Here is a 22,357-nt window from a genome sequence, read left to right on the forward strand (position 1 = left end):
CTTCAGACCCGGCTGAACCGGACCGTCAAACCCTGAACCGGCGTTTTCGCCGTGAACCCGACGATTAGACATCGTGGGTCCGCCCGGTCAACGCAACGTGGTCGCCTCATCCGGGTTCCGCGGACTCTATTCCGCCCCTGTGGCGCAAGCGTCACGGGAATGGGGCGGAAACCCGCACAGATGTTTCGCAAAGAGACTGCCGTCCGGAACAGGCCCTGCGGGAACCCCGGCTTTCGGTGCTGCAAAGATCAGCGTCGTCTTCGCCTTGTCATCGCCCCTTTTGGGCGTGTTATAGAGCGTCGCAGCGGCCCTCGCCCCTTGTGAAACAGGGGTCAGAGCTGTCGCGCCCGCGCTTTGTGCGTGTCACCCGCGGGTCCGGCGTCCAATCTGAACGGAGAATTCCTCGATGGCCCCCACTCAAGCGATGGGCAAGACCCTGAAAAGGGGCGCTGTGTTCGCCGCCATCGCCGCCGGCCTGCTGCTGTCCGCCTGCGGCGGCGTCAAGGTGCCCTTCACGGGCGGTCCCAAGCCCGCCAAGGCCAATCCCCAGACGGGGATCGGCGTGAACGCCTATCTGTGGCGCGCGACGCTCGACACCCTCAGCTTCATGCCGCTGCTGACCGCCGATCCGTGGGGCGGCGTGGTCAATTATGATTGGTATATCAATCCGCAGACCCCGAACGAGCGCTTCAAGGCCACGGTCTTCATCCTCGACACCCGTCTGCGCGCGGACGCCCTGAACGTGACCGTGACCAAGGAAGTCAAGGACGCCTCGGGCGGCTGGACCGCGGCCCCCGTCGCCGCCCAGACCGAGACCGACCTGGAAAACGCGATCCTGACCAAGGCGCGCCAGCTCAACCTCGCCAACGCGAACTGATCGGCTGATCGCGAAGCGATCAGCCTGGTCCTTTTGCAGGGCGCTACGCTCGCGACGCGGTCGCTCACTGCTTGAGCGCCCTTAATGTGCGCCGACGCCCTTTGACCGTTCAGGTCGGAGGGCGTCGCTCTATTTTCCTTGGGCGTCGCCGCCCTTCGGGCTAATCGGGCGCGAGGGGCGTTGGTCGCCCCGTCGACTTCCAGGATGCCCGTGGCCCGTTACGAACCGAAAACCGCCGAACCCCGCCAGCAGCAGCGCTGGTCGGATGCGAACGCCTTCGTCACGAAGGATACCGGGCGGCCCAAATACTATGTGCTCGAGATGTTCCCTTATCCGTCGGGGAACATCCACATGGGCCATGCGCGCAACTACGTCATGGGCGACGTGGTGGCGCGTCACAAGCGCGCGCAAGGCTTCGACGTTCTGCACCCGATGGGCTGGGACGCTTTCGGCATGCCTGCCGAGAACGCGGCCATGGAGCGCGGCATCCACCCCAAGGGCTGGACCTATTCCAACATCGCCAACATGCGCGAGCAGCTGAAGCTGCTGGGCCTGTCGCTGGACTGGTCGCGCGAGTTCGCCACCTGCGACCCGGAATACTACGGCAAGCAGCAGGCCTGGTTCCTGGAGCTGTTCAAGCGCGGCCTGGTCTATCGCAAGGATGCGGTGGTCAACTGGGACCCGGTCGACAACACCGTCCTGGCCAATGAGCAGGTCATCGACGGCCGCGGCTGGCGCTCGGGCGCCCTGGTCGAGAAACGCAAGCTGAACCAGTGGTTCCTGCGCATCACCGACTATGCCGACGATCTGATCGAAGGCCTCAAGACCCTGAATCGCTGGCCCGAGAAGGTCCGGCTGATGCAGGAGAACTGGATCGGCAAGTCCAAGGGCGCGACCCTGTGGTGGCCTATCGCCGAGGCCCCCGCCTTCCTGCCGGCCTCGCCGGAGGGCGAGCCGAACCACGCCCGTGATCCGATCGAGGTCTATACGACCCGACCCGACACCCTGTTCGGGGCCAGCTTCCTGGCCCTGTCGGCCGACCATCCGCTGACCAGGGCCATCGCCGAACACCGGCCGGACGTCGCCGACTTCATCAAGGCCTGCGCCCAGACGGGCACTTCGGAAGTCGATATCGAAAAGGCCGAGAAGCTGGGCGTGGATCTGGGCGTGCGCGTCCGCCACCCGTTCGATCCGGACAAGACCCTGCCGGTCTGGGCCGCCAATTTCGTCCTGTCGACCTATGGCTCGGGCGCCATCTTCGGCTGCCCGGCCCACGACCAGCGCGACCTCGACTTCGCCCGCAAATACGACCTGCCGGTCACCCCGGTGGTCAAGCCGGACGACGTCGACACCATCGAGATCGGGACCGAGGCCTATGTCGGCCCGGGCCGCATCTTCAACTCCGACTTCCTGAACGGTCTGGACGTCGAGGCCGCCAAGGCCGCCGCCATCGCGAAGGTCGAAGAGCAGAAACAGGGCCGGGCCGAGACCATCTATCGCCTGCGCGACTGGGGCGTCAGCCGCCAGCGCTACTGGGGCTGCCCGATCCCGGTCATCCACTGCCCGTCCTGCGGCGTCCAGCCGGTCCCGGCCGACCAGCTGCCGGTGGTCCTGCCCGATGACGTCACCTTCGACGTGCCCGGCAATCCGCTGGCCCGCCACCCGACCTGGAAGCATGTCAAATGCCCGTCCTGCGATCAGGACGCGACGCGCGAGACCGACACCTTGGACACCTTTGTGGACTCCAGCTGGTATTTCGCCCGCTTCACCGATCCGACGGCGGACGCCCCGATCGACAAGGCCGCCGCCGACCACTGGCTGGCCGTCGACCAGTATATCGGCGGGGTCGAGCACGCCGTGCTTCACCTGCTCTACGCCCGCTTCATCACCCGCGCCCTGACGGATGCGGGCATGATGTCGGTCAAGGAGCCGTTCGCCGGCCTGTTCACGCAAGGGATGGTGGTCCACGAGACCTATCGCCGCGCGGACGGCCAATGGGTCGAGCCGACCGACGTCGACCTGACCAACGACGCCGGCGTGCGCTCGGCGCGCCAGCTGTCGACCGGCGAGGCCCTGGTCATCGGCGACATCGAGAAGATGTCGAAGTCCAAGAAGAACGTCGTCGCCCCGGCCGAGATTCTCGAATCCCACGGCGTCGACGCCGGCCGTCTGTTCGTCCTGTCCGACAGCCCGCCCGAGCGCGACGTGCAATGGACGCCCGGCGGGGTCGAGGGCGCCAGCCGCTTCGTCCAGCGCGTCTGGGCCGAGTTCGACGGCTATGACGCCTCGGTCCCCGGCGACGAGGCCGCCAACACCGCCCTGATCCGCGAGACCCACAAGGCCATCAAGGCCGTTTCCGAAGGCGTCGAGGGCTTCAGGTTCAACTCGGCCATCGCCAAGCTCTACGCCTTCCTGGCGACCGTGCGCGATGCCAAGGACACGGGCGGCGAGGCGCGCCGTCAGGCCCTGTCGGCCCTGGCCCGACTGGTCGCCCCTTTCACCCCGCACGTGGCCGAGGAAGCCTGGTCGCGTCTGGGTGAAGACGGAATGGTGCTGGACGCGCCCTGGCCCGTCTACGACCCGGCCCTGGCCGCCGACGACGAGGTGGTGCTGCCGATCCAGATCTCGGGCAAGCGCCGCAGCGAGATCACGGCGCCGCGCGGCGCAGCCAGCGCCGACGTCGAGGCCGCCGCCCTCGCCAACCCCGCCATTCAGGCCTATCTCTCGGCCAACGGGGTTTCGGTGAAGAAGGTGATCGTGGTCCAGGATCGCATCGTCAATCTGGTGGTCGGCTGATGCGGGCGCGCGCCGGCCTGCTCACCGCCGTGCTCTTGCTGGCCGGCGCCGCCCTGTCGGGGTGTGGCTTCACCCCCATGTACGCCTCGGGCGGCTCGGCGGCGATCAGCCGTATCGCGGTCGCGGCCGAGGACAACCGTCTGGGCTACCGGCTGCGCGAACAGCTGGAAGACGCCCTGGCCTGGGATCGCGGGGCCCAGCCGCCCCTCTATCGCCTGACCACGGTGACCGAACAGGCGCGCCGTCCGCTCGGCCGCCGAATCGACGACACCGCCACCCGCTATGAGCTGACGGTCCGGGTCGCCTGGACCCTGACGCCGACGTCGGGCGGCACGCCCCTGATCGGGTCCGAAACCTCGACCTCGACCTATGCCGCCGCCGACCAGCCCTATGCCGCCATCGCCGCCCAGCAGGACGGCGAGGACCGGGCCGCCGCCGAACTGGCCAGGCTGATCCGCATCGACATCCTGCGGGCCCTGTCGGACCAGTAAGCGGATGATTCTGGCCAAACGCCCGGACATCGACCGTTTTCTGGCCAAGCCCGAGCCGGGAATCCGGGCGGTGGTCATTCACGGCAAGGATCGCTCAGGCGTCGCTGAGCGCGCCCAGATCCTGTGCAAGGCCATCACCCCCGATCTGAACGACCCCTTCAACGTCACCGTCCTGACCGACAGCGACATCGACGGCGACGAGGCCCGTCTCGAAGAGGCCCTGACCGCGCTGAGCATGATCGGCGGCCGCCGCCTGATCCGCGTCAAGCTGGGCGGGGAAAAGGTGTCCGTCGACAAGATGCTGGCGGCGGCGGTCAAAACCCACTCGGACGGCGGTTTCAATCCCGACGCCATGCTGGTTATCGAGGCCGGGGCGCTCGGTCGCGACTCGGCCCTGCGCAAGGCCGCCGAGACGGCCAGGGGGGCGGCGGGCATCACCTGCTACGAGGACGAGACCGGCGACGTGGCCCGGATGACACGCGAGGCCCTCGCCGCCGACAAGGTGGGCCTGACGTCGGACGCCCTGGACCGGTTCGTGAGCCGCCTGCCGCGCGAAAGGGGCCTGATGCGGCAGGAGATCGAACGCCTCGCTCTCTATATCGGCCCGGGCTCCGGCCGGACCATCGACGTCGACGAACTGGAAGGCCATCTGGGCGTCGAGCCCGACGCCTCTCTGCAGGACGCCGCGCTTCAGGCCTTCGGCGGCCGTCCCGCCCCGTCCCAGGCGGGTCTCCGGCGAGCTCTGGCCGAGGGCGAAAGCGCCGTCATGGCCGTGCGCCAGGCCTCGATCCATCTGGGCAAGCTGCGCCGCATCAATGTGCTGCAGGGGGCGGGAGCCGGGGCCAAGGAGGCCGCCAAGGCCGCCGGCGTCTTCTGGAAACAGGAGGCAGAGATGTTGCGTCAGGCCCGCTCGTGGCGGCTGGAAGACCTCGATTTGGTCCAGGACAGCGTCAATGTCGCCGATGTCGCCACCAAGACCACCGGCATGCCCGAGGGCCTGATCGCCGAACGGCTGCTGCTCGAGATCGCCGCCCGGGCGAGACGCCTTGGGCTCTGAAGCCTAGTCGAGCTGACGCGCTTCCTCGGTGAGCATTATCGGCACCCCATCGCGGATCGGAAACGCCAGCTTGGCCCCCTTCGACACCAGCTCATTGGCCTCGCGGTCATAGGTCAGAACCCCGCGCGTCACCGGACAGACCAGCACCTCCAGCAGGCGCGGATCGACCGAGGTCGGGGTGTTGAAGGCGTCGGACATGAGATCGGCTCGGTCGGTGGTCGGGCGGGTAACCTGATCTAGGCGCTCGGCGCGCCGACGTCACCGCCGATCTCGCCGCGCCCCTCTCTTCCTTGTCCGTGCTCCATCGGATATCGTCGTGTTTCGGGCACATGCGGACGCCCGATCAGACGGCTCCCGTCCAAGCGCCGCTCCTTTCACCGCGCCACTGTTGTGCGGCATGGAGCCATGCAGTGACGACGATCGACGAATCCACCCCTCCCGACCTTAGCCATACGGCGCTGTTCCTGCGTTTTCTCCGGTTCGGCCTGTTGGCCTTCGGTGGCCCCGTCGCCCAGATCGCCATGATCCGGCGCGAGCTGGTGGAACAGGAGGGCTGGATCTCGGGCGCCCGCTTCAACCGTCTTCTGGCCGTGCTTCAGGTTCTGCCGGGACCGGAGGCGCACGAACTCTGCGTCCATCTGGGGATGCGGGCCAAGGGGCGGATCGGCGGATTGCTGGCCGGGCTCGGTTTCATGACCCCAGGCCTGATCCTGATGCTGGGCATCGGCTGGATCTATGTCTCGCTGGCGCCTTTCGTGGCCCTGCTGACCGGGGCCTTCCTCGGGATCCAGGCGGCCGTGGTCGCGATCATCGTGCGCGCGGTTCACAAGATCGGCGCGCACATCCTTGAGGACCGCTGGCTCTGGGCCGTGGCGACGGTCGGTTTCGCCGCCACCCTGTACGGCGTCGCCTTCTGGATCGTCCTGCTGGCTGCAGGCTCGGCCTATGCCCTGATCGCTGGCCGCCGGTTCGTCCTCGCAGGCGTCGTGATCGCCGCCGCCGCCACGCTCGCGGTATGGCTGCATCCGGTCGTCCAAGGCGCCCTCCCGGCGGACACCGTTGTGACGGGCGAGGTCGCGACGGGAACGCTCGCGATGTTCTGGACCGGATTGAAAGCGGGGCTTCTGACCTTCGGTGGGGCCTATACCGCCATTCCCTACGTCAGGGCCGATACGGTCGGGCGCGGCCTCATCGACGACGGGACCTTCCTCGACGGCGTCGCTTTCGCGGGGGTCATCCCGGCGCCGCTGGTGATCTTCTGCACCTTCGTGGGCTTCGTCGCGGGTGGGTGGACGGGCGCCCTGGCCATGACCGCCGGGGTCTTCCTGCCTGCCTTCGCCTTCTCGATGATCTTCTACGAGCGGCTGGAGGCGATCGTCGCCGATCCGCGCCTGCATCAGCTTCTGGCGGGCGTCGCCGCCGCCGTGGTCGGGATCATCGCCGCGACCAGCCTGCAGCTGGGTTGGGGGACGCTGCAACGCGCACCCTCGATCCCTGCCGCCGTGGCGATCTTCATTGCCGCCCTGGCCGCCGTCTGGTTCTGGAAAAGTCGCTATGCCGGGCCGGTCGTCCTGGCGTCGGCGGGGCTGGCGGGGTGGCTTGTGTTCCGCGCAGCCTGAAGCCGCTACTGCATCCCGGTCGTCGAGTCCCCGTCGCCCGGTTCGGCGGCGTCGATCTGCATCAGGGCGGTCAGTGTCAGGCAGCGGTCGTCGAGTGTCGGGGATTCCAGCAGGGCCTGTTTCTCGGCGGGCTCGAAGGGCAGGGCCATGGCCAAGCTGTTAATCAAAGCCTCTTGTGGAGCGGCCTCGGCTGTGTCCCAGTCGATCTCCAGCTGGCGGCGTTCCAGATAGGCCTTGAGGGCGGTCAGGAAGAGATCGCGGTCGAACGGCTCGCCGGACGGCACGGTCAGGTCGCTCTCGAACGGGGCGAAGGCGGCGCGGATCTGGCGATAGGGGGTCTGGCTGGGCAGTTCGGTGGTGACGCGGAAGCGGCAGACCCCGGTCAGGGTGATCAGATAGCGGCCGTCCGAGGTCTCGGCGAAACTGGTGATCCGCCCGGCGCATCCGACGGCGGTCAGGCTGGGCAGGCTGGCCGGTCCGCCCGAGGGCTGGATCAGGCCGATGACCCGGTCGCCCGCCATGGCGTCGTCGACCATGTTCAGATAGCGCGGCTCGAAGATGTTGAGCGGCAGCTGTCCGCGCGGCAGCAGGATCGCCCCGGGCAGGGGAAACACCGGGATGACCTGGGGCAGGTCGGCGGCCTTCACATAGCCCTGGGGCATGGGACTCTTTCGGTTAGGCGAACAGGATCGAGGACAGGCGGCGGCGACCGTCACGCGCGATTTCGCTGGTCGCGCCGGCGGCCTCGAACACGGTCAGCAGCTGTTTGCGGGCGGCCTGTTCGTTCCATTCGCGGTCGGCGGCGACGATGGCCAGAAGGCTGTCGACCGCGCCCTTGAGGTCGCCCGCCGCCGCCTGGGCCAGGGCCAGGTCGAAACGGGCCTGATGATCGGCGGGGTCGGCTGCGACGGCGGCCTGGAGCGCCGCGGTCTCGCCGGCCGGGGCATGGGCGGCGAGGGCCAGCTGGGCGCGCACCGCGACGACGGCGGGCTCGGTCGAGGCCGGCGGCGCCATGGCGATGGTCTGGGCCGCCTGTTCGGCGTCGCCCTCGCCCAGATAGGCCCGCGCCATGCCGGCGATGGCCTTCTGGTTCTCGGGTTCGATGGTCAGGGCGTGGGCGAAGGCCTGGGCCGCGCCGCCGAAGTCCGACAGACCCAGGGATTCCTCGCCCAGCGCCAGAAGTTGTTCGACGTCGGCGTTGACGCCCTCGCCGCCGGTCAGCTTGTCGATGAAGGCCTTGATCTGGCTTTCGGGCACCGCGCCCTGGAAGCCGTCGACCGGCTGGCCGTTGACGAAGGCATAGACCGTCGGGATTGACTGGACCCGCAGCTGGCCCGCATAGGCCGGGTTCTTGTCGACATCGATCTTGACCAGTTTCACCGCGCCGCCCGCCGCGCGCACGGCCTTTTCCAGCGCCGGGGTCAGGGTGCGGCACGGCCCGCACCAGGTGGCCCAGAAATCGACGATGACCGGCCGTGCGCGCGAGGCCTCGATGACGTCCGTCATGAATCCGGCGTCGGAGCCCTCGACGATCACATCGCCGTGATCGTTGGTCTGCGAATTCGCTTTCGGGTCGGCGAAGGTCATCAAAAGCCTGCTTTATCTGGAGTCGGGAATAACGCCGGGAGGCGTCAAATGGTCCCCGGAGGCGACAAACTCAAGGATTTCTCCCGCCGCAGGGTGTCACTCTCCTGCAACGCGAAAAATATCCGTGGTTTTCCTCTTATTGGGTGCAAGCCAAACCGCTCTGCTTCATGCTTCATTAAGGTCTGGGTGACTGGGGAGACATCAATCGTGAAATCAGTTCTGATCCTGGCGCTGAGCGCCACCACTCTCGCGGCGGCCGGTTCGGCCTTCGCGGGTGATAAAGAAGCCGCCGGTTATGCCACGGCGTCGTCCAACACGTCCACGATCATCGAGGGCGAACGTTGGGGCGGCGGCGCGATGACCGCCGTTAATCCCAACTGCGAATGCTCGGTCCCGACCGTCAGCGTTCCCTTCTACACCGTGCGTCCGCCCGCACCGCCGATCCGCGTCCGCGCGCCCGGCATGCGCATCTCGTCCGCTCCGGTGTTCGCGCCGTCGCCGGCGATCTACATCCAGGGCCCGCCGATCTACGTCGACGCCCCGCCGGTCCAGGTCGCGCCCGCCCAGGTTTACCTGGAAGCGCCTGACGTCCACGTCCGCCCGTCGGAAGTGTCCGTCGCTCCGCCGGAAATCCACTTCACGCCCGCTGGCCCGGATCATCCGGACGAGCACTGCTGCGACGTCGCTTCGCCGCCGTCGGCTTCGAACAACCTGCCGCCGCCCCCGATGGGTCCGGTGGACGGTGGCCCCGCCACCTATCCGGCCGCTCCGGCCCCGACCTCGGGCGGCTATGCCGCTCCGGCCGGTGGTTACCCTGCTCCTGCCGTCGGCAGCAGCTCGGGCTACTCGCAAGAGCCCGGCGAGCGCGGCTGATAAGACCTCGACCCTCGGGTCAGGTTACGAAAACTGGAGCGGTCCGTCGAAAGGCGGGCCGCTCTTTTCGTTTTGGGGCATGGCGGGGCTCACCCGGGAAGGCTTGTCATCCCCGCGAAGGCGGGGATCAGATCGGCGCGATGCTTTCCGCGATGGCCAGGGCGGCGGCGCGCGGGTCGGCGGCGGCGCTGATCGGGCGGCCGACCACCAGATGGGTGGCGCCGTCCCTCAGGGCGCGATCAGGGGTAGCGGCGCGGGCCTGATCGTCCATCGAGGCGCCGACCGGGCGAACCCCGGGGGTCACGATCAGGAAGTCGGGACGGCCGGCCGCGACGGCGATCTCGCGCACCCGGGCCGCCTCGTGCGGGCTGGCCACGACCCCGGCGATACCGCTGTCCAGGGCCTGCCGCACCCGGTGCTCGACCAGAAGGGCCGGCGACAGGCTGTGGTCGTCGGCGATCAGGTCCTCGGCGTCCAGGCTGGTCAGGACAGTGACGCCCAGCACCTTGAGATCCGATCCCGCGACGCCCCGGGCGGCGGCGGCCATGACCTGGGGCCGGGCGTGGACGGTCAGCAGGTCGCATCCGGCGCCGGCCAGAACCGCGGCGGCCTTCTCCACGGTCGCGCCGATGTCGTGCAGCTTCCAGTCCAGAAAGACCTTGCGCCCCTCGGCCTTGAGTTCGCGCGCCAGCCCCATCCCGTCCGAAGCGAACAGCTGCAGCCCGATCTTGTAGAAGCCGACCGCGTCCTCGATGCGCTCGACCAGGGCGCGGGCCTCGGCCGTCGTCGGGGTGTCCAGGGCGCAGATCAGTCGCGGATCGGGCGCCCGGTTGGGGTTCATCTCCGCTTTCGGGGCCGTTTCCGGAGTGTTCGGGTCAAGCAGGGTCATCGACGGACTCGCGTTTCGCGGCTAGACCGGACGCAGAGGTGCGTCGGGCGGGGCCGGCGGCGGATTTGGGCTGAGAAACAGGCATGGACGCGCTTGATCTGGGGGTCAACCTGTTCGTGGCCTTGTTCGCCCTGGTCGATCCGATCGGCAACATCCCGATCTTCGCGGCGGCGACCGCCGGGGCCAACACCCGTCAGCGTCTGTCGGTCTCCGCACTGATCTGCGTCTTCATCGCCCTCTTCCTCGCCTTCTTCTTCTTCACGGGCCTGGGGCTGCTGCAGTTCTTCGGCATCTCCCTGGCGGCCTTCCGCATCGCCGGCGGCATTCTGCTGCTGCTGCTGGGCCTCGACATGACCCGCGAGGACTTCCTGACCATGTTCGCCGACAAGGACGCCCTGGCCGACGCCAAGGATGTGCGCGGCTATGCCCGGCGGCGGTTCCAGCGGCTGATCGTCCCCTTCGCCATGCCTCTGTTGATCGGCCCCGGCGCCATATCGACCATCATCATCCAGGCCGGCGAGGCCCAGAAGCTGGGCGCTGCCGGGACGGCGGCCGGCCTCGTCGCCATCGGGGCGGCGGCCCTGGCCACCTTCGTCACCTTCGCCTTGACCGGGCCGCTCAGCCGGATTCTCGGCGAGATTGGTATGGCGATCATCGTGCGAGTCCTGGGTCTGATCCTCTGCGCCCTGGCCATCCAGTTCATTCTGGCGGGTCTCGGCGAGGCCATTCCAGGCATGTTCGCGGGTTCGGTGACCTCGCCCTACCCGAGCGGGCACTGACGCAGGCTAGAATTCGGAAGTTGAAAAACGCCCTTTTTGTCCGCAATCGGACCTTATAACCAAGGTAGGGCTGGATTGTGCGCCGCACACAGACCTAGCGTAATCTCAATACGCAACACGGTTTCTGGTTCCCGAAATGCTCGGCGAGGTCGTCACTTTTCTTCATCGCAATGCGCGGTTCGTCATTCTGGCGATTCCGGTGGCGATGATCGCTGCGGGCGCCGCGCTCGCAGAAGGTCTGCACCGGGTTCACTGATCCTGAAGTCAGATTCGCTTCAGCCGTTTCGCGTGTCCGCCGATGATCTTCAGGGCGAGATTGTCGGGCAGAAGTTTCGGGATCGCCGCCAGCAGATTGTTGCGCCAGCCGGGCACGACCCGCGGCCGATTGGCCTCCACCGCCGCATAGCCGACCCGGGCCACATGGTCCGCCGTCTGCCACATCCAGGCCGGATAGGCGGAGGACACCTCCTCACGGCTGCCGTTGACGTCGTGGAACTCGGTCAGAGTATAGCCGGGGCACAGGGCGGTGACGTTGACCCCCGTTCCCGCCAGCTCCAGATGCAGCCCCGCCGAGGCCTTGATCAGGAAACTCTTTATCGGTCCGTACAGGGTATCGCCGCCTGTCGCGGGCATCAGCCCCGCCAGCGAGGCCACATTCAGCACCCGTCCGAAGCCACGCTCGACCATGCCGGGGATCAGCAGTCGGCTCAGGGCGATCGGCGCCGTCAGCATGACGTCGATCATGGCGGCGTGTTCGTCCGGGTCGGTGGCGAGAAAGCCGCTCGTCCGGCTGAACCCTGCATTGTTGATCAGGGCATCGACCGTCAGGCCGCGCTGCTCCAGCGTCATGGCCAGCCGATGCGGCGCGTCCGGATCGGCCAGATCCGCGGTCAGGACGACGGCGGTCGCGCCATGGTCGACGGTCAGTTCGCGCGCCAGATCTTCCAGAAGCGTCGCGCGGCGGGCGACCAAAATCAGGTCCCAGCCCTTTTCGGCATAGACCCGGGCCAGGGCCGCGCCGATGCCGGCCGAGGCGCCGGTGATCAGGGCGGTGCGTTTCACCGGTGAGATCAGGCCGCGACCGGACAGGAGGCGTGGGGCGCGAAGGCCGCGAGGGACTCGGGACTTTCGGCCAGCAGGTCGGCGATGGTGATCCGGCTCAGGGCCTCATGGGCCGCGCTGTCGGCGGCGGTCAGGGCGCGGGCGACCTGACGCGGGATATGTTCACTGACCGGGCAGCCCTTGGCGCCCTGCGGCGGCGAGCCGAGGTGGGCGCAGCCGTTGACCGCGCGCAGCACCTGATCCAACCGAATCTCTTCGGGCCGACGCAGCAGCCAGCTGCCGCCGGACGCGCCAGGACGGGTGGCGATCAGCCCGGCCTTGGCCAGAAGGGCGGTGACGCGGCGGATCACCACGGGATTGGTCGGGATCGAGCCGGCCAGCACGGCGCTGGGCATGGCGCGCGCAGCATCATACGCGTCCTTGTGGGCCAGATAGGCCAGGGCGTGGGCGGCGACGGGAAAGCGTTGGCTGTCTGACATTTTTGCTCGGTTCCAGCCCCCAAGGTAAGCGTTCCGTGGCGGATTCACAAATCGGTGTGGCGGATCGGGAGAACACGGTGCAACTGAAACCGGTGTCGCACGATTGAACCGGGCGCGGAATGAGCCTACAGGCGCTCCGCTTTGATGGGCGCGCCGATCGCGCAGCCCGGAGGATATTCATGGCTGGGGATGCTCCCCGAGGCGACGGCGCTCCCCCCGCTCCGCCCACCTCGATTACCGACACGACCGGCGTCGCCGCCGGAGCGCACGCCGCCGCCCATGGCGGCCACGGCGGCCACGCCGCGGTCAAGACCGGCTTCTGGGGCCTGACCATCGGCGCCATCGGCGTCGTTTTCGGGGACATCGGCACCAGCCCGCTCTACGCCCTGCGCGAGGCCATCGCTCATGCCCAGTCGGGCGTCGGCGGCGATCTGGCCATCGTCGGCGTCGTTTCGCTGGCCTTCTGGGCCCTGATGATCGTTGTGACGTTCAAATACGTCATCTTCCTGATGCGCGCCGACAACAAGGGCGAGGGCGGGACCTTGGCCCTGATGGCTCTGGCCACGCATGCGATCGGCCGACGCAGCGCCTGGATCTTCATCCTCGGCGTCTGCGGCGCGGCCCTCTTCTACGGCGACGGCATCATCACCCCGGCCATTTCGGTGCTTTCGGCCATCGAGGGCGTGAAGGACGCGCCGGGCGTGGGGACCTCGCTTGACCCCTTCATCGTGCCCATCGCGGCCGCCATCCTCGTCGGCCTGTTCCTGGTCCAGTCGCGCGGCACCGCGGGTCTGGCCAAATTCTACGGCCCGATCACCGCCGTCTGGTTCCTCAGCCTCGGCGTCATCGGCCTGATCCACATCTTCGACGACCCCAGCATTCTGCGCGCCCTGTCGCCCCACTATGGCGTCATGCTGCTGCTGGATGACGGCTTCCTGGGCTTCATCATCCTGGGGTCGGTCTTCCTGGCTGTGACCGGGGCCGAGGCCCTCTATGCCGACATGGGTCACTTCGGTAAGGCGCCGATCCGCGCCGGCTGGCTCTGCTTCGTGCTGCCCTGCCTGACCCTGAACTATCTGGGTCAGGGCGCGATGATCCTGTCGCACCCCGGCGCCGCCGATAACCCCTTCTGGGCCATGGTGCCCGAGCTGGCCTATTGGCCGATGCTGGGTCTGGCCACCGTCGCCACCGTCATCGCCTCCCAGGCCGTGATCACCGGCGCCTTCTCGGTGACCCAGCAGGCCGTCCAGCTGGGCCTCCTGCCGCGCATCGATATCCGCTTCACCTCCGAGACCCAGGCCGGCCAGATCTTCGTGCCCGCGGTGAACACCTTCCTGATGGTCGGGGTCCTGACCCTGCTGGTGGTGTTCCAGAGCTCGCATAATCTGACCGCCGCCTATGGCGTCGCCGTCACCGGGGTCATGCTGATCAACACCCTGATGAGCTTCCCGGTCATCACCAAGAAGTGGGGCTGGTCGATCTGGACCACCCTGGCCTGCCTGATCCCGTTCGGCTTCATCGACACCGTCTTCCTGACCTCGAACCTGCTCAAGATCCCCGACGGCGCCTGGCTGCCGCTGGTGCTCGGCGCGATCCTGATCCTGATCATGTGGACCTGGACGCGCGGTTCCCAGATCCTGACCGCCAAGGCCAAGAAGGACAGCCTGCCGCTGACCGATCTGATCGAGATGCTGCGCGCCCGTCCGCCGCATCGCGCCCCGGGAACGGCCATCTTCCTGACCTCGGACCCCGACGTCGCCCCGGTCGCCCTGATGCACAATCTCAAGCACAACAAGGTGCTGCACGAGAAGAACGTCATCCTGACGGTGCGCACGACCGACCGGCCGCGCGTGCCGGATTCGGAACGGGTCCTGATGGAGCCCATCAACGAGGACTTCAAGAAGATCACCCTGAGCTACGGCTTTATGGAGAGCCCGGTCGTCCCGCGCGCCCTGGGTCTGTGCCGCAAACAGGGGCTGAAGTTCGACATCATGTCGACCAGCTTCTTCCTCGGCCGCCGCTCGGTCATTCCTTCGGCCAGCCAGGGCATGCCCCTGTGGCAGGACAAGCTGTATATCTTCCTGATGCGTAACGCCGCGAACCCGACCGACTTCTTCCACATTCCGCCCGGACGGGTGGTCGAGCTCGGCACGCAGGTCTCGGTTTGACCGGCGGAACCCCCAAGGGGAAAGACTCCGGCGCGCGCGGTCGCCGCCTCGCCGACAAGGCGCGCGGTCCCCGCCGTGAGCCGAAGCCGCAGGTCCAGAACCCCAACGATGACTCGGTCGATGTCGGCGTCGAGGCCCGCGTCGCCGCCGGCGTCCTGCTCAACGCGGCCCTGATCCGTCGCGGCGGCCTCGACGAGGCCCTGGCCCTGCCCGCCGTCACCGCCCTGCCGGGACCGGACCGCGCCTTCGCCCGCGCCGTGGCCATGGCGGCGCTGCGCCGTCTGGGCGAGATCGACCAGATCCTCGACCGCAAGCTCCAGAAGCGGCCGCCCGAGGCCGTCCGCACCCTGATGCGCATCTCCCTGGCCCAGACGCTGGTGCTCGAGACCCCGGCCTTCGCGGCGGTGTCTACGGCTGTGAAGCTGGCCGAGCGCGATCCCAAGACCCGGCCCTACAAGAACCTCGTGAACGCCGTCCTGCGTGGCATCGACCGCGAAGGCCCCGGCCTGACCACGGCGGAATCGAACCTGCCCGAGTGGATCGCGGCGCGCTGGAAACAGACCTATGGCGACCAGGCCCTGATCGGCCTGGCCCTCGCCGCCCGCGAGGAGCCGCCGACCGACCTCAGCCTCAAACCCGGTCAGGATGCGGCCGCCCTTGCTGAAGCCGTCGAGGGCGAGGTGCTCCCCGGCGGTTCGGTCCGCACGGGCCGTCGCGGCGACGTCGCGGCCTGGCCCGGCTTCAAGGACGGAAACTGGTGGGTCCAGGACGCCGCCGCCGCCGTGCCCGTCCGCCTGCTGGCTCCCATGGCCGGCGAGACCGCCCTCGACATGTGCGCCGCCCCGGGCGGCAAGACGCTGCAGATCGCGGCCGCCGGCGCGACCGTTCAGGCGCTGGACCGTTCCGAGGCCCGCCTCAAACGCCTGCGTCAGAATCTCGACCGCACCGGGCTTGAGGCCGCCATCGCCGTCATGCCGGCCGAGGACTGGCTGGACAGCCGCACCTTCGACGCCGTCCTGCTCGACGCCCCCTGCACCGCCACCGGCACCTTCCGCCGCAATCCGGAAGTCCTGCGCGCCACCAAGCCGGCGGATGTGGGCAAGCTGGCCGATGTCCAGCACAGGCTGCTCGACGCCGCCGCGGAACGCGTCGCCCCGGGCGGTCGCATGGTCTATTGCGTCTGCTCTCTGGAGCGGGAGGAGGGCGAGACCCAGATCATCGCCTTCCTGCGCCGCAACCCGGCCTTCCGCACGGTGACGGCCGAGCCGGCCGCCGTCGGCGCCCCCGCCGAGGCCCTGACCCCCGAGGGCTGGCTGCGCATCCTGCCCTCCATGTGGGCCGAAAACGGCGGCCTCGACGGCTTCTTCGCCGCGAAGCTGGAGCGGGTTCAGGGCTAGATCAAAGTCGGGGGAGCCTTGCCCCCCGGCGCGACCCGTCTTATCCCGTGCGCATGACCGCGCCCCTGATCTGTCCCTCGATCCTCGCCAGCGATTTCGCGAAGCTTGGCTCAGAAGTCGCCGCCATCGAGGCGGCGGGCGCCGACTGGGTCCATGTCGACGTCATGGACGGCCATTTCGTGCCCAACATCACCATTGGCCCGGACGTTGTGAAGGCCCTGCGGCCGCACGCCAAACTGCCCTTCGACGTCCATCTGATGGTCGCCCCGGTCGATCCCTGGCTCGAGGCCTATCGCAACGCCGGCGCCGACATCCTGACCGTCCACCCCGAGAGCGGGCCGCACCTGCACCGGACGCTGGGCCGCATCCGCCAGCTGGGCGCCAGGGCCGGCGTCGTGCTCAATCCCGGCACCTCGCTGAGCGTGCTCGAGGACGTGGTCGAGCTGGTCGATCTGGTGCTCATCATGTCGGTCAATCCGGGCTTCGGCGGCCAGTCCTTCATCGACAGCTCTCTGCGCAAGATCGAGCGCACCCGTGCCCTGCTCGACGCCGCCGGGTCCAAGGCCCATCTGCAGGTCGACGGCGGGGTCACCGCCGCCAACGCGGGCGCCTGCGTCTCCGCCGGGGCCGACGCCCTCGTGGCCGGCACGGCCGTGTTCAAGGGCGGGCCTGAGGCCTACGCCGCCAACATCGCCGCACTGAAGGCCGCGTGAATCCCCTCGGTCCCTTCGCCCCCCGGCCCGCCGAGGCCGAGGGGCCCGCGCCCGGCGCCATCCCGGGGCTCAGGGGCGCGCCCGTGCGCACCCCGATCCGCTCCGGCGGCCCCCATACTGGCCCGACCATGTGGCCCGCCATCCTCGGCCGCCTGCTCACACGCCAGATGTGGATCGAGCTCTACGGCCTGCCCGGCTATGGCCTGACCCTCGCCGGCGCCCTGACCGGGGGCAAAGCCACCGCGCTCGCCGCCACTCCGCGCGACTTCCGTCCCGCCGATGCGACCCTGGGCAAGGCCCTGCTCGACGGCCGCTTCACCTTGGCCGGCGTCAGCCTTGAGGTCGCGGCGCCCGAGGATCCGTGGGACCGGCCCAGCCCCTCGCGCAGCTTCGCCGTCGACCTGCACGCCTTCGCCTGGCTGCCGGCCCTGATGCTCCAGGGCGACCGCGGCGCGCGCGAGGCCCTGCGTCTGACCTTGGCCTGGGCCGATCATTTCACCCGCTGGTCGCCCTTCGCCTGGGAGCCCGGCATTCTGGCGCGGCGGGTGTTCAACCTGTCCTGCGCCGCCCGCCGGATGGGAGGCGTGGCCACCGAGGTCGAGCGTCTGCGGCTGTGCGACATCCTCGCCCGTCAGGGGCGTCAGCTGCTGCGTCCGCCCGGCGGCCTCGCGGGCAAGGCCGAGCGCATGATCGCCGCGGCCCTCGCCGGCTGCGTTCTCGCCGGACCGCCCGGTGTCTCGATCCGCAAGGCGGCGCTCAGCCGCCTGAACGGCGCCCTGCGCGTCACGGTCCAGGGCGACGGCGGCCACGCCTCGCGCAATCCCGAGGCCGGCCTCAGCCTGCTGCTCGACCTCCTGACCCTCGACGACGCCCTGTCACAGCTGTCGGAGCCCCTGTCCGAGGCCGCCGCCGGCGCCATCCAGCGCCTGACCTCGGCCCTCAGGGTACAGACCCTGCCCGACGGCCGTCTGACCAGCTTCCAGGGCGGGGGCCCGTCCAAGGCCGATCTGGTCGCCGCCGCCCGGGCCCATGACGACTGGACCCAGAGCCCGGGCGCCCAAGCGCCGCTGGCCGGTCTCGTCGGCGGCCTGCGCCGCATCCACGGCTCCCTGCTGACCGTCATCGCCGACACCGGCGCCCTGTCGCACGGGGCCTGGGGCGAGGCCGCCTGCGCCCAGCCTCTGGCGCTCGAGGTCTGCTGCGGCAAGGACCGGCTGATCACCGGCTGCGGCTGGACGCCTCGCGCGGGCGACCGTCAGGGCCTGCGCCTGACCCCGGCCCACACCACCCTGACGCTGGGCGAAATCTCGCTCGGCGACCCGCTCGGCGGCTGGAAGGGCGACCTTCTGGGCCCGCGCATGATCGGCCGCCCGATCCACGTCACCAACGAGCACCGCGAGGGCGAAGGCGCCGTCTGGCTGGAGCTGGAGCATGACGGCTGGGCCGTGCCCTTCGGCCTGCTGCACCAGCGCCGCCTCTATCTGGACCAGCGTCTGGACGAACTGCGCGCCGAGGAGCGGCTACACCCGGCCCCCGGCCACGAGGAAGACGTTCGCGCCATCGCCGCCCCCTATGCCGTCCGCTTCCATCTGGAGCCCGGGGTTCAGGCCTCACTGGCCCGCGATCGCCGCTCCATCCTGCTGCGCGGCCATTCGGGACGCGGCTGGTGGTTCCGCACCGATGGCCCCGACGTCGCCATCGAGCCCAGCGTCCACATCGACGACGGCCTGACCCGGCGATCCTTGCAGATCGTCGTGCGCGGCTCGGCCCGCACCGACGCGGAGACCAGGATCCGCTGGAAGCTCAGCCCCGCCGGCGCCGCGGGCGACCCGGTCTAGGACCATGAGATGATCCGGCTTCGGCTCGCCATCGCCGCCCTCTTTGTCGCCGCCGGAGCGGTGACTGTCGCTTCAGCAGTGGGATGGGTTTCGGCCGACGCCGCCCAGACCCTCTTCATCGGCCTGTGGCTGTTCGGGGGGCTTCCCCTCGGCGCGTGGCTTTTGTGGTCGCGCGCGCGGAGAAAGTAGGGCTCAGGCGTCCCTCCTTGGGTGACGCCCCGGTTCATGAGTGTTAAGGGCGCGCGCAATCGCTCCCCGATTCTACCGACCCGGACGAAACCCATGCCCGCAGCTCCCGATTTCCCGCCCGCTCCTGACCGGGTGAAGCCCGTCCGCGCCCTGATCTCCCTGTCCGACAAGGCGGGTCTGGAAGAGGCGGCGCGCGCGATGCACGACGCGGGCGTCGAGCTGGTCTCCACCGGCGGCACCCGGGCGGCGATCGCGGGCTTCGGCCTGCCGGTCAAGGACGTCGCCGATCTGACGGGCTTCCCCGAGATGATGGACGGCCGGGTCAAGACCCTGCACCCCGTGGTTCACGGCGGCCTGCTGGGCGTGCGCGACGCCACCGAGCACAAGGCGGCCATGGACGAACACGGCATCGGCCCGATCGATATCGTCTGGATCGACCTCTATCCGTTTGAATCCACCGTCGCCTCGGGCGCGGGCTTCGACGCGGTGATCGAGAACATCGACATCGGCGGTCCGGCCATGATCCGCTCGGGCTCCAAGAACCACGGCTATGTCGCCGTCGCCGTCGACGCCGGGTCCATCGCCCTGATCGTCGAGGCCCTCAAGGCCGAGGGTTCGACCGACCTCGCCCTGCGCAAACGCCTCGCCGCCCGCGCCTTCGCCCGCACCGCCGCCTATGACGCCGCCGTCTCGGGCTGGTTCGCCGGCCAGCTGGACGACGCCGCCCCGGCCCGCAAGTCGATCGCCGGATCCCTGGCCCAGACCCTGCGCTACGGCGAGAACCCGCACCAGACGGGCGCCTTCTACCGCACCGGAGAGGCTCGCCCCGGCGTCGCCCACGCCACCCAGATCCAGGGCAAGGAGCTGGGCTACAACAACATCGCCGACGCCGACGCCGCCTATGAGCTGGTCGCCGAGTTCGAGCAGCCGGCCGTGGTCATCGTCAAACACGCCAACCCCTGTGGCGTCGCGGTCGGCAAGGACCTGTCCGAAGCCTATGCCCGCGCGCTGGAATGCGACGCCGTCTCGGCCTTCGGCGGCGTCATTGCCGTCAACCGCCCGCTGAACGGCGCCGACGCCCGCGCCATCACCGACATCTTCACCGAAGTGGTCATCGCCCCCGGCGCGGACGAGGAGGCGAAGGAAATCTTCGCGGCCAAGAAGAACCTGCGCCTGTTGATCACCGACGGCCTGCCCGACCCGCACGGTGCGGGCGAGGTCTTCCGCTCGGTCGCCGGCGGCTTCCTGGTCCAGTCGCGCGACCGCTCGCTGATCAAGCCGGCTGATCTCAAGATCGTGACCAAGCGCCAGCCGACCCCGACCGAGATCCAGGACATGCTGTTCGCCTTCACCGTGGCCAAACACGTCAAGTCCAACGCCATCGTCTATGCCAGGGACGGCCAGACGGCGGGCATCGGCGCCGGTCAGATGAACCGCCGCGACTCGGCCCGCATCGCCGCCATCCGCGCCCGTGAGGCCGGTGAAGCCAAGGGTCTGGCCCATTCCCTGGCCGAGGGTTCGGCCTGCGCGTCCGAAGCCTTCTTCCCCTTCGCCGACGGCCTTCTGGAAGCGGTTGCGGCGGGCGCCACGGCGGTCATCCAGCCCGGCGGCTCGATGCGCGACGCCGAGGTCATCGCCGCCGCCGACGAAAAGGGCATCGCCATGGCCTTCACCGGCGTGCGGGTGTTCAGGCACTGATCACACACCGCTCACCCCGGCGAAGGCCGGGGTCCAGATTCACATCTGCTGCTTGAAGTTCTGCGCTCTGCACGGCTCTGCCGCAGGCCCGGTGTCTGGATCTGAATCCCGACTTTCGTCGGGATGAGCGGTGAAGATTGACCACCCCACACAGCAAAACGGCGGCCCGATGATCGGGCCGCCGTTTTTCGTTTCCGTCTGGAGTGGCGTCTCAGCCCCGGGCCGGACGCAGCCCCTGGACATCGGCCTGCATCGTCGCCGGCTTGCGCTCGCCGCCCTGGGCGATGATGCGGTCGATGCGGGCCTTTTCGGCGCGGAAGGCGGCCAGATCGGCGCCGGCGAGGACTGTGCCCTCGGAGGTGCGGACCGAGGCCGGGTTGATCCGCTGGCCGTTGCGCCAGATTTCATAGTGCAGGTGCGGGCCGGTCGAGGCGCCGGTCGTGCCGACATAGGCGACGATCTGGCCCTGCGACACGCGCTGGCCGGCGCGGATGCCCGAGCCGTAGCGCGACAGGTGGCCATAACCGGTTTCGAGGCCGTTCGAGTGACGGATGCGCAGCCAGTTGCCGTAGCCGCCCCAGCGGCGGGCCTCGACCACCACGCCGTCGGCGGGGGCCACGACCGGGGTGCCGGTCACGGCGGCATAGTCCATGCCCTGGTGCATCTTGCGGAAGCCCGACAGCGGGTGGACCCGCACGCCGAAGCCCGAGGAGATGCGGCGGAAGGTGGCGAGCGGCGCGCGCATCGCCGTGGTCTTCAGGTTCTTGCCGCTGGCGTCGAAATAGGCGGTCTCGCGGGCGCCGGCGGGCTTGAAGCGATAGAAGGCCTGGCCCTTGATCTCGGCGTACATCAGGTCGCCGGTCGAGACCGTGCGGCCCTGTTCGGTGACCGAGCGGTCGAACACCAGGGTGAACTCGTCGGCCCCGCGCACGTCGCGGCGCATGTCGACCTTGCCCGAGAAGACCTGGGTGGCGCGGCGGATGATGGCCGAGGTGGCCCCGAAGGCGCCGGCCGAGGAGGCCAGCGAGGAGTTCACCGTGCCGTGGGCGACGACGATCTCGTGCGTCACCTTCTCGTCGAGGGCGCGCAGGCGCAGGGCGCCGTCGAAGCTGCGCGAAACGGTTAGCTGGCTGGCCGGGCCGGTGCGCATCGTCAGGCCGATCAGCCGGGCCTCGCCCATGCCGCCGCGCGGCTTGGAAATGGCGGTCTCGAACTTCAGACCGGCGCGCAGATCGGCCAGGTCGAAGGCGTTGGAAATGGTTTCGGCGACGGCGTGGGCGTCGGCCTCGCCGATGCCGGTGCGGCGCACGGCCTGTTCGAAGGTCTCGCCCTTGCGGATCTGGACGTTGACGGCTTCGGGGGCGGTCAGGCCTTCGGGCGCATTGGCCGAGGCGAAGGCGCGCGCCTCAAGGTTGGCCACCTGTTGAGAGGTCAGTTCGGGAACTTCCGCCGCCTGGGCGGGTTGGTACACTCGACCGGCCAGCATCGCGACCGTCAGCGCAGCGGCGGCGGTCAGCAGGTGCGGCGCAAAACGCGTCGGTTGGCGGCGTGGATCGAACTGAGCCATCGGTCCCCAGGAAATGACGACGCCCGACGGCGCCACTCAACAGTATGCAAGGATCGCGCCCGGTGTCCCCCGGTGTCGCGAGACAAGCCGTATAGCCTGCCGGTGTCACAATGGGAAGCAGTCCGTTACATTCGGTTAACGCTCCTGTATTCCAGCGCTGGCGGGCGTTTTCGCCGAACAGGCGATGAGATTATAACCAAAGACATTCAGCTGAGCCGTTTGACGCAACTGACAGTAGTTCAGTTAGACTAAAGGTGTTTCAAGGTCACAGCGCGTGG

General features: G+C 68.9%; 20 protein-coding genes. 13 read left to right on the forward strand and 7 right to left on the reverse strand.

The features are described 5' to 3' along the window. The first annotated feature begins 406 nt into the window (after window positions 1-406). The 4 genes from IFJ75_RS17770 to holA all read left to right on the forward strand — a co-directional run bounded on the left by IFJ75_RS17770 (window position 407) and on the right by holA (window position 5,221). Window positions 407-877: a DUF3576 domain-containing protein gene (locus IFJ75_RS17770; protein WP_225896884.1), complete on the forward strand. Its 471-nt coding sequence runs from the start codon at window positions 407-409 to the stop codon at window positions 875-877. Window positions 878-1,087: 210 nt separating this feature from the next. Beyond that, window positions 1,088-3,673 (forward strand): leucine--tRNA ligase, encoded by a 2,586-nt coding sequence (gene leuS, locus IFJ75_RS17775; protein WP_207870003.1) that lies wholly within the window; start codon window positions 1,088-1,090, stop codon window positions 3,671-3,673. Continuing rightward, on the forward strand, window positions 3,673-4,164 hold the full coding sequence (gene lptE / locus IFJ75_RS17780; protein ID WP_207870005.1) for an LPS assembly lipoprotein LptE: 492 nt from the start codon (window positions 3,673-3,675) through the stop codon (window positions 4,162-4,164). Before leuS ends, lptE begins: the two co-directional genes overlap by 1 nt. 4 nt (window positions 4,165-4,168) lie before the next feature. Then, window positions 4,169-5,221: a DNA polymerase III subunit delta gene (holA, locus tag IFJ75_RS17785; RefSeq protein WP_207870007.1), complete on the forward strand. Its 1,053-nt coding sequence runs from the start codon at window positions 4,169-4,171 to the stop codon at window positions 5,219-5,221. Between the two features lie 3 nt (window positions 5,222-5,224). Here holA and IFJ75_RS17790 read toward each other — a convergent pair whose 3' ends face one another. After that, window positions 5,225-5,419 carry a Trm112 family protein gene (locus tag IFJ75_RS17790; RefSeq protein ID WP_207870010.1) on the reverse strand — a complete coding sequence of 65 codons (195 nt, stop codon included), beginning with the start codon at window positions 5,417-5,419 and terminating at the stop codon, window positions 5,225-5,227. A gap of 212 nt (window positions 5,420-5,631) precedes the next feature. Here IFJ75_RS17790 and chrA point away from each other — a divergent pair, with 212 nt between their 5' ends. Next, on the forward strand, window positions 5,632-6,840 hold the full coding sequence (gene chrA, locus IFJ75_RS17795; protein WP_225896885.1) for a chromate efflux transporter: 1,209 nt from the start codon (window positions 5,632-5,634) through the stop codon (window positions 6,838-6,840). A gap of 5 nt (window positions 6,841-6,845) precedes the next feature. Here the strand turns inward: chrA and IFJ75_RS17800 are convergent, their stop codons facing one another. Together IFJ75_RS17800 and trxA are read right to left on the reverse strand one after the other, a co-directional pair. Continuing rightward, the gene (locus tag IFJ75_RS17800; protein ID WP_207870014.1) at window positions 6,846-7,502 is read right to left on the reverse strand and encodes an LON peptidase substrate-binding domain-containing protein; all 657 of its coding nucleotides are present in this window, start codon (window positions 7,500-7,502) and stop codon (window positions 6,846-6,848) included. 13 nt (window positions 7,503-7,515) lie between these two features. After that, the gene (gene trxA, locus IFJ75_RS17805) at window positions 7,516-8,427 is read right to left on the reverse strand and encodes a thioredoxin (protein WP_207870016.1); all 912 of its coding nucleotides are present in this window, start codon (window positions 8,425-8,427) and stop codon (window positions 7,516-7,518) included. Window positions 8,428-8,634: 207 nt separating this feature from the next. Between trxA and IFJ75_RS17810 the strand changes: the two genes are divergently transcribed. Next, window positions 8,635-9,300 carry a hypothetical protein gene (locus IFJ75_RS17810; RefSeq protein ID WP_207870018.1) on the forward strand — a complete coding sequence of 222 codons (666 nt, stop codon included), beginning with the start codon at window positions 8,635-8,637 and terminating at the stop codon, window positions 9,298-9,300. A gap of 127 nt (window positions 9,301-9,427) precedes the next feature. Here IFJ75_RS17810 and pyrF read toward each other — a convergent pair whose 3' ends face one another. Next, on the reverse strand, window positions 9,428-10,141 hold the full coding sequence (gene pyrF / locus IFJ75_RS17815; RefSeq protein ID WP_207932671.1) for an orotidine-5'-phosphate decarboxylase: 714 nt from the start codon (window positions 10,139-10,141) through the stop codon (window positions 9,428-9,430). A gap of 131 nt (window positions 10,142-10,272) precedes the next feature. Here pyrF and IFJ75_RS17820 point away from each other — a divergent pair, with 131 nt between their 5' ends. After that, a complete protein-coding gene (locus tag IFJ75_RS17820) occupies window positions 10,273-10,968 on the forward strand; it encodes a MarC family protein (protein ID WP_207870020.1) in 696 nt (231 codons plus the stop codon). 264 nt (window positions 10,969-11,232) lie between these two features. Here IFJ75_RS17820 and IFJ75_RS17825 read toward each other — a convergent pair whose 3' ends face one another. Together IFJ75_RS17825 and IFJ75_RS17830 are read right to left on the reverse strand one after the other, a co-directional pair. After that, window positions 11,233-12,030, reverse strand: a complete 798-nt coding sequence (locus IFJ75_RS17825; RefSeq protein WP_225896886.1) for an SDR family NAD(P)-dependent oxidoreductase — start codon at window positions 12,028-12,030, stop codon at window positions 11,233-11,235. A gap of 8 nt (window positions 12,031-12,038) precedes the next feature. Further along, complete coding sequence (locus IFJ75_RS17830) at window positions 12,039-12,509, reverse strand: Rrf2 family transcriptional regulator (RefSeq protein WP_207870022.1); 471 nt, start codon at window positions 12,507-12,509, stop codon at window positions 12,039-12,041. A 179-nt stretch (window positions 12,510-12,688) separates the two neighbouring features. Here IFJ75_RS17830 and IFJ75_RS17835 point away from each other — a divergent pair, with 179 nt between their 5' ends. From IFJ75_RS17835 to purH, 6 genes are all read left to right on the forward strand, one after another. After that, window positions 12,689-14,677, forward strand: coding sequence for a potassium transporter Kup (locus IFJ75_RS17835; RefSeq protein ID WP_207870024.1), 1,989 nt, complete (start codon window positions 12,689-12,691; stop codon window positions 14,675-14,677). Next, window positions 14,674-16,074 (forward strand): RsmB/NOP family class I SAM-dependent RNA methyltransferase, encoded by a 1,401-nt coding sequence (locus tag IFJ75_RS17840; RefSeq protein ID WP_207870026.1) that lies wholly within the window; start codon window positions 14,674-14,676, stop codon window positions 16,072-16,074. The genes IFJ75_RS17835 and IFJ75_RS17840 overlap by 4 nt, the downstream gene beginning before the upstream one ends. 53 nt (window positions 16,075-16,127) lie before the next feature. Further along, window positions 16,128-16,787 carry a ribulose-phosphate 3-epimerase gene (gene rpe, locus IFJ75_RS17845; protein ID WP_207870028.1) on the forward strand — a complete coding sequence of 220 codons (660 nt, stop codon included), beginning with the start codon at window positions 16,128-16,130 and terminating at the stop codon, window positions 16,785-16,787. Then, entirely contained in the window at window positions 16,784-18,625 is a 1,842-nt protein-coding gene (locus tag IFJ75_RS17850; protein WP_207870030.1) for a heparinase II/III family protein, read from the forward strand. Before rpe ends, IFJ75_RS17850 begins: the two co-directional genes overlap by 4 nt. A 9-nt stretch (window positions 18,626-18,634) precedes the next feature. Beyond that, window positions 18,635-18,814, forward strand: coding sequence for a hypothetical protein (locus IFJ75_RS17855; protein WP_207870031.1), 180 nt, complete (start codon window positions 18,635-18,637; stop codon window positions 18,812-18,814). A gap of 93 nt (window positions 18,815-18,907) precedes the next feature. After that, window positions 18,908-20,512, forward strand: coding sequence for a bifunctional phosphoribosylaminoimidazolecarboxamide formyltransferase/IMP cyclohydrolase (purH, locus tag IFJ75_RS17860; protein WP_207870033.1), 1,605 nt, complete (start codon window positions 18,908-18,910; stop codon window positions 20,510-20,512). Between the two features lie 211 nt (window positions 20,513-20,723). On the opposite strand, the gene IFJ75_RS17865 is transcribed toward purH, so the two are convergent. After that, on the reverse strand, window positions 20,724-22,079 hold the full coding sequence (locus IFJ75_RS17865; RefSeq protein WP_207870034.1) for a M23 family metallopeptidase: 1,356 nt from the start codon (window positions 22,077-22,079) through the stop codon (window positions 20,724-20,726). Between the last annotated feature and the right edge of the window lie 278 nt (window positions 22,080-22,357).

This window comes from Brevundimonas goettingensis, from assembly GCF_017487405.1.
Taxonomy (GTDB): domain Bacteria; phylum Pseudomonadota; class Alphaproteobacteria; order Caulobacterales; family Caulobacteraceae; genus Brevundimonas; species Brevundimonas goettingensis.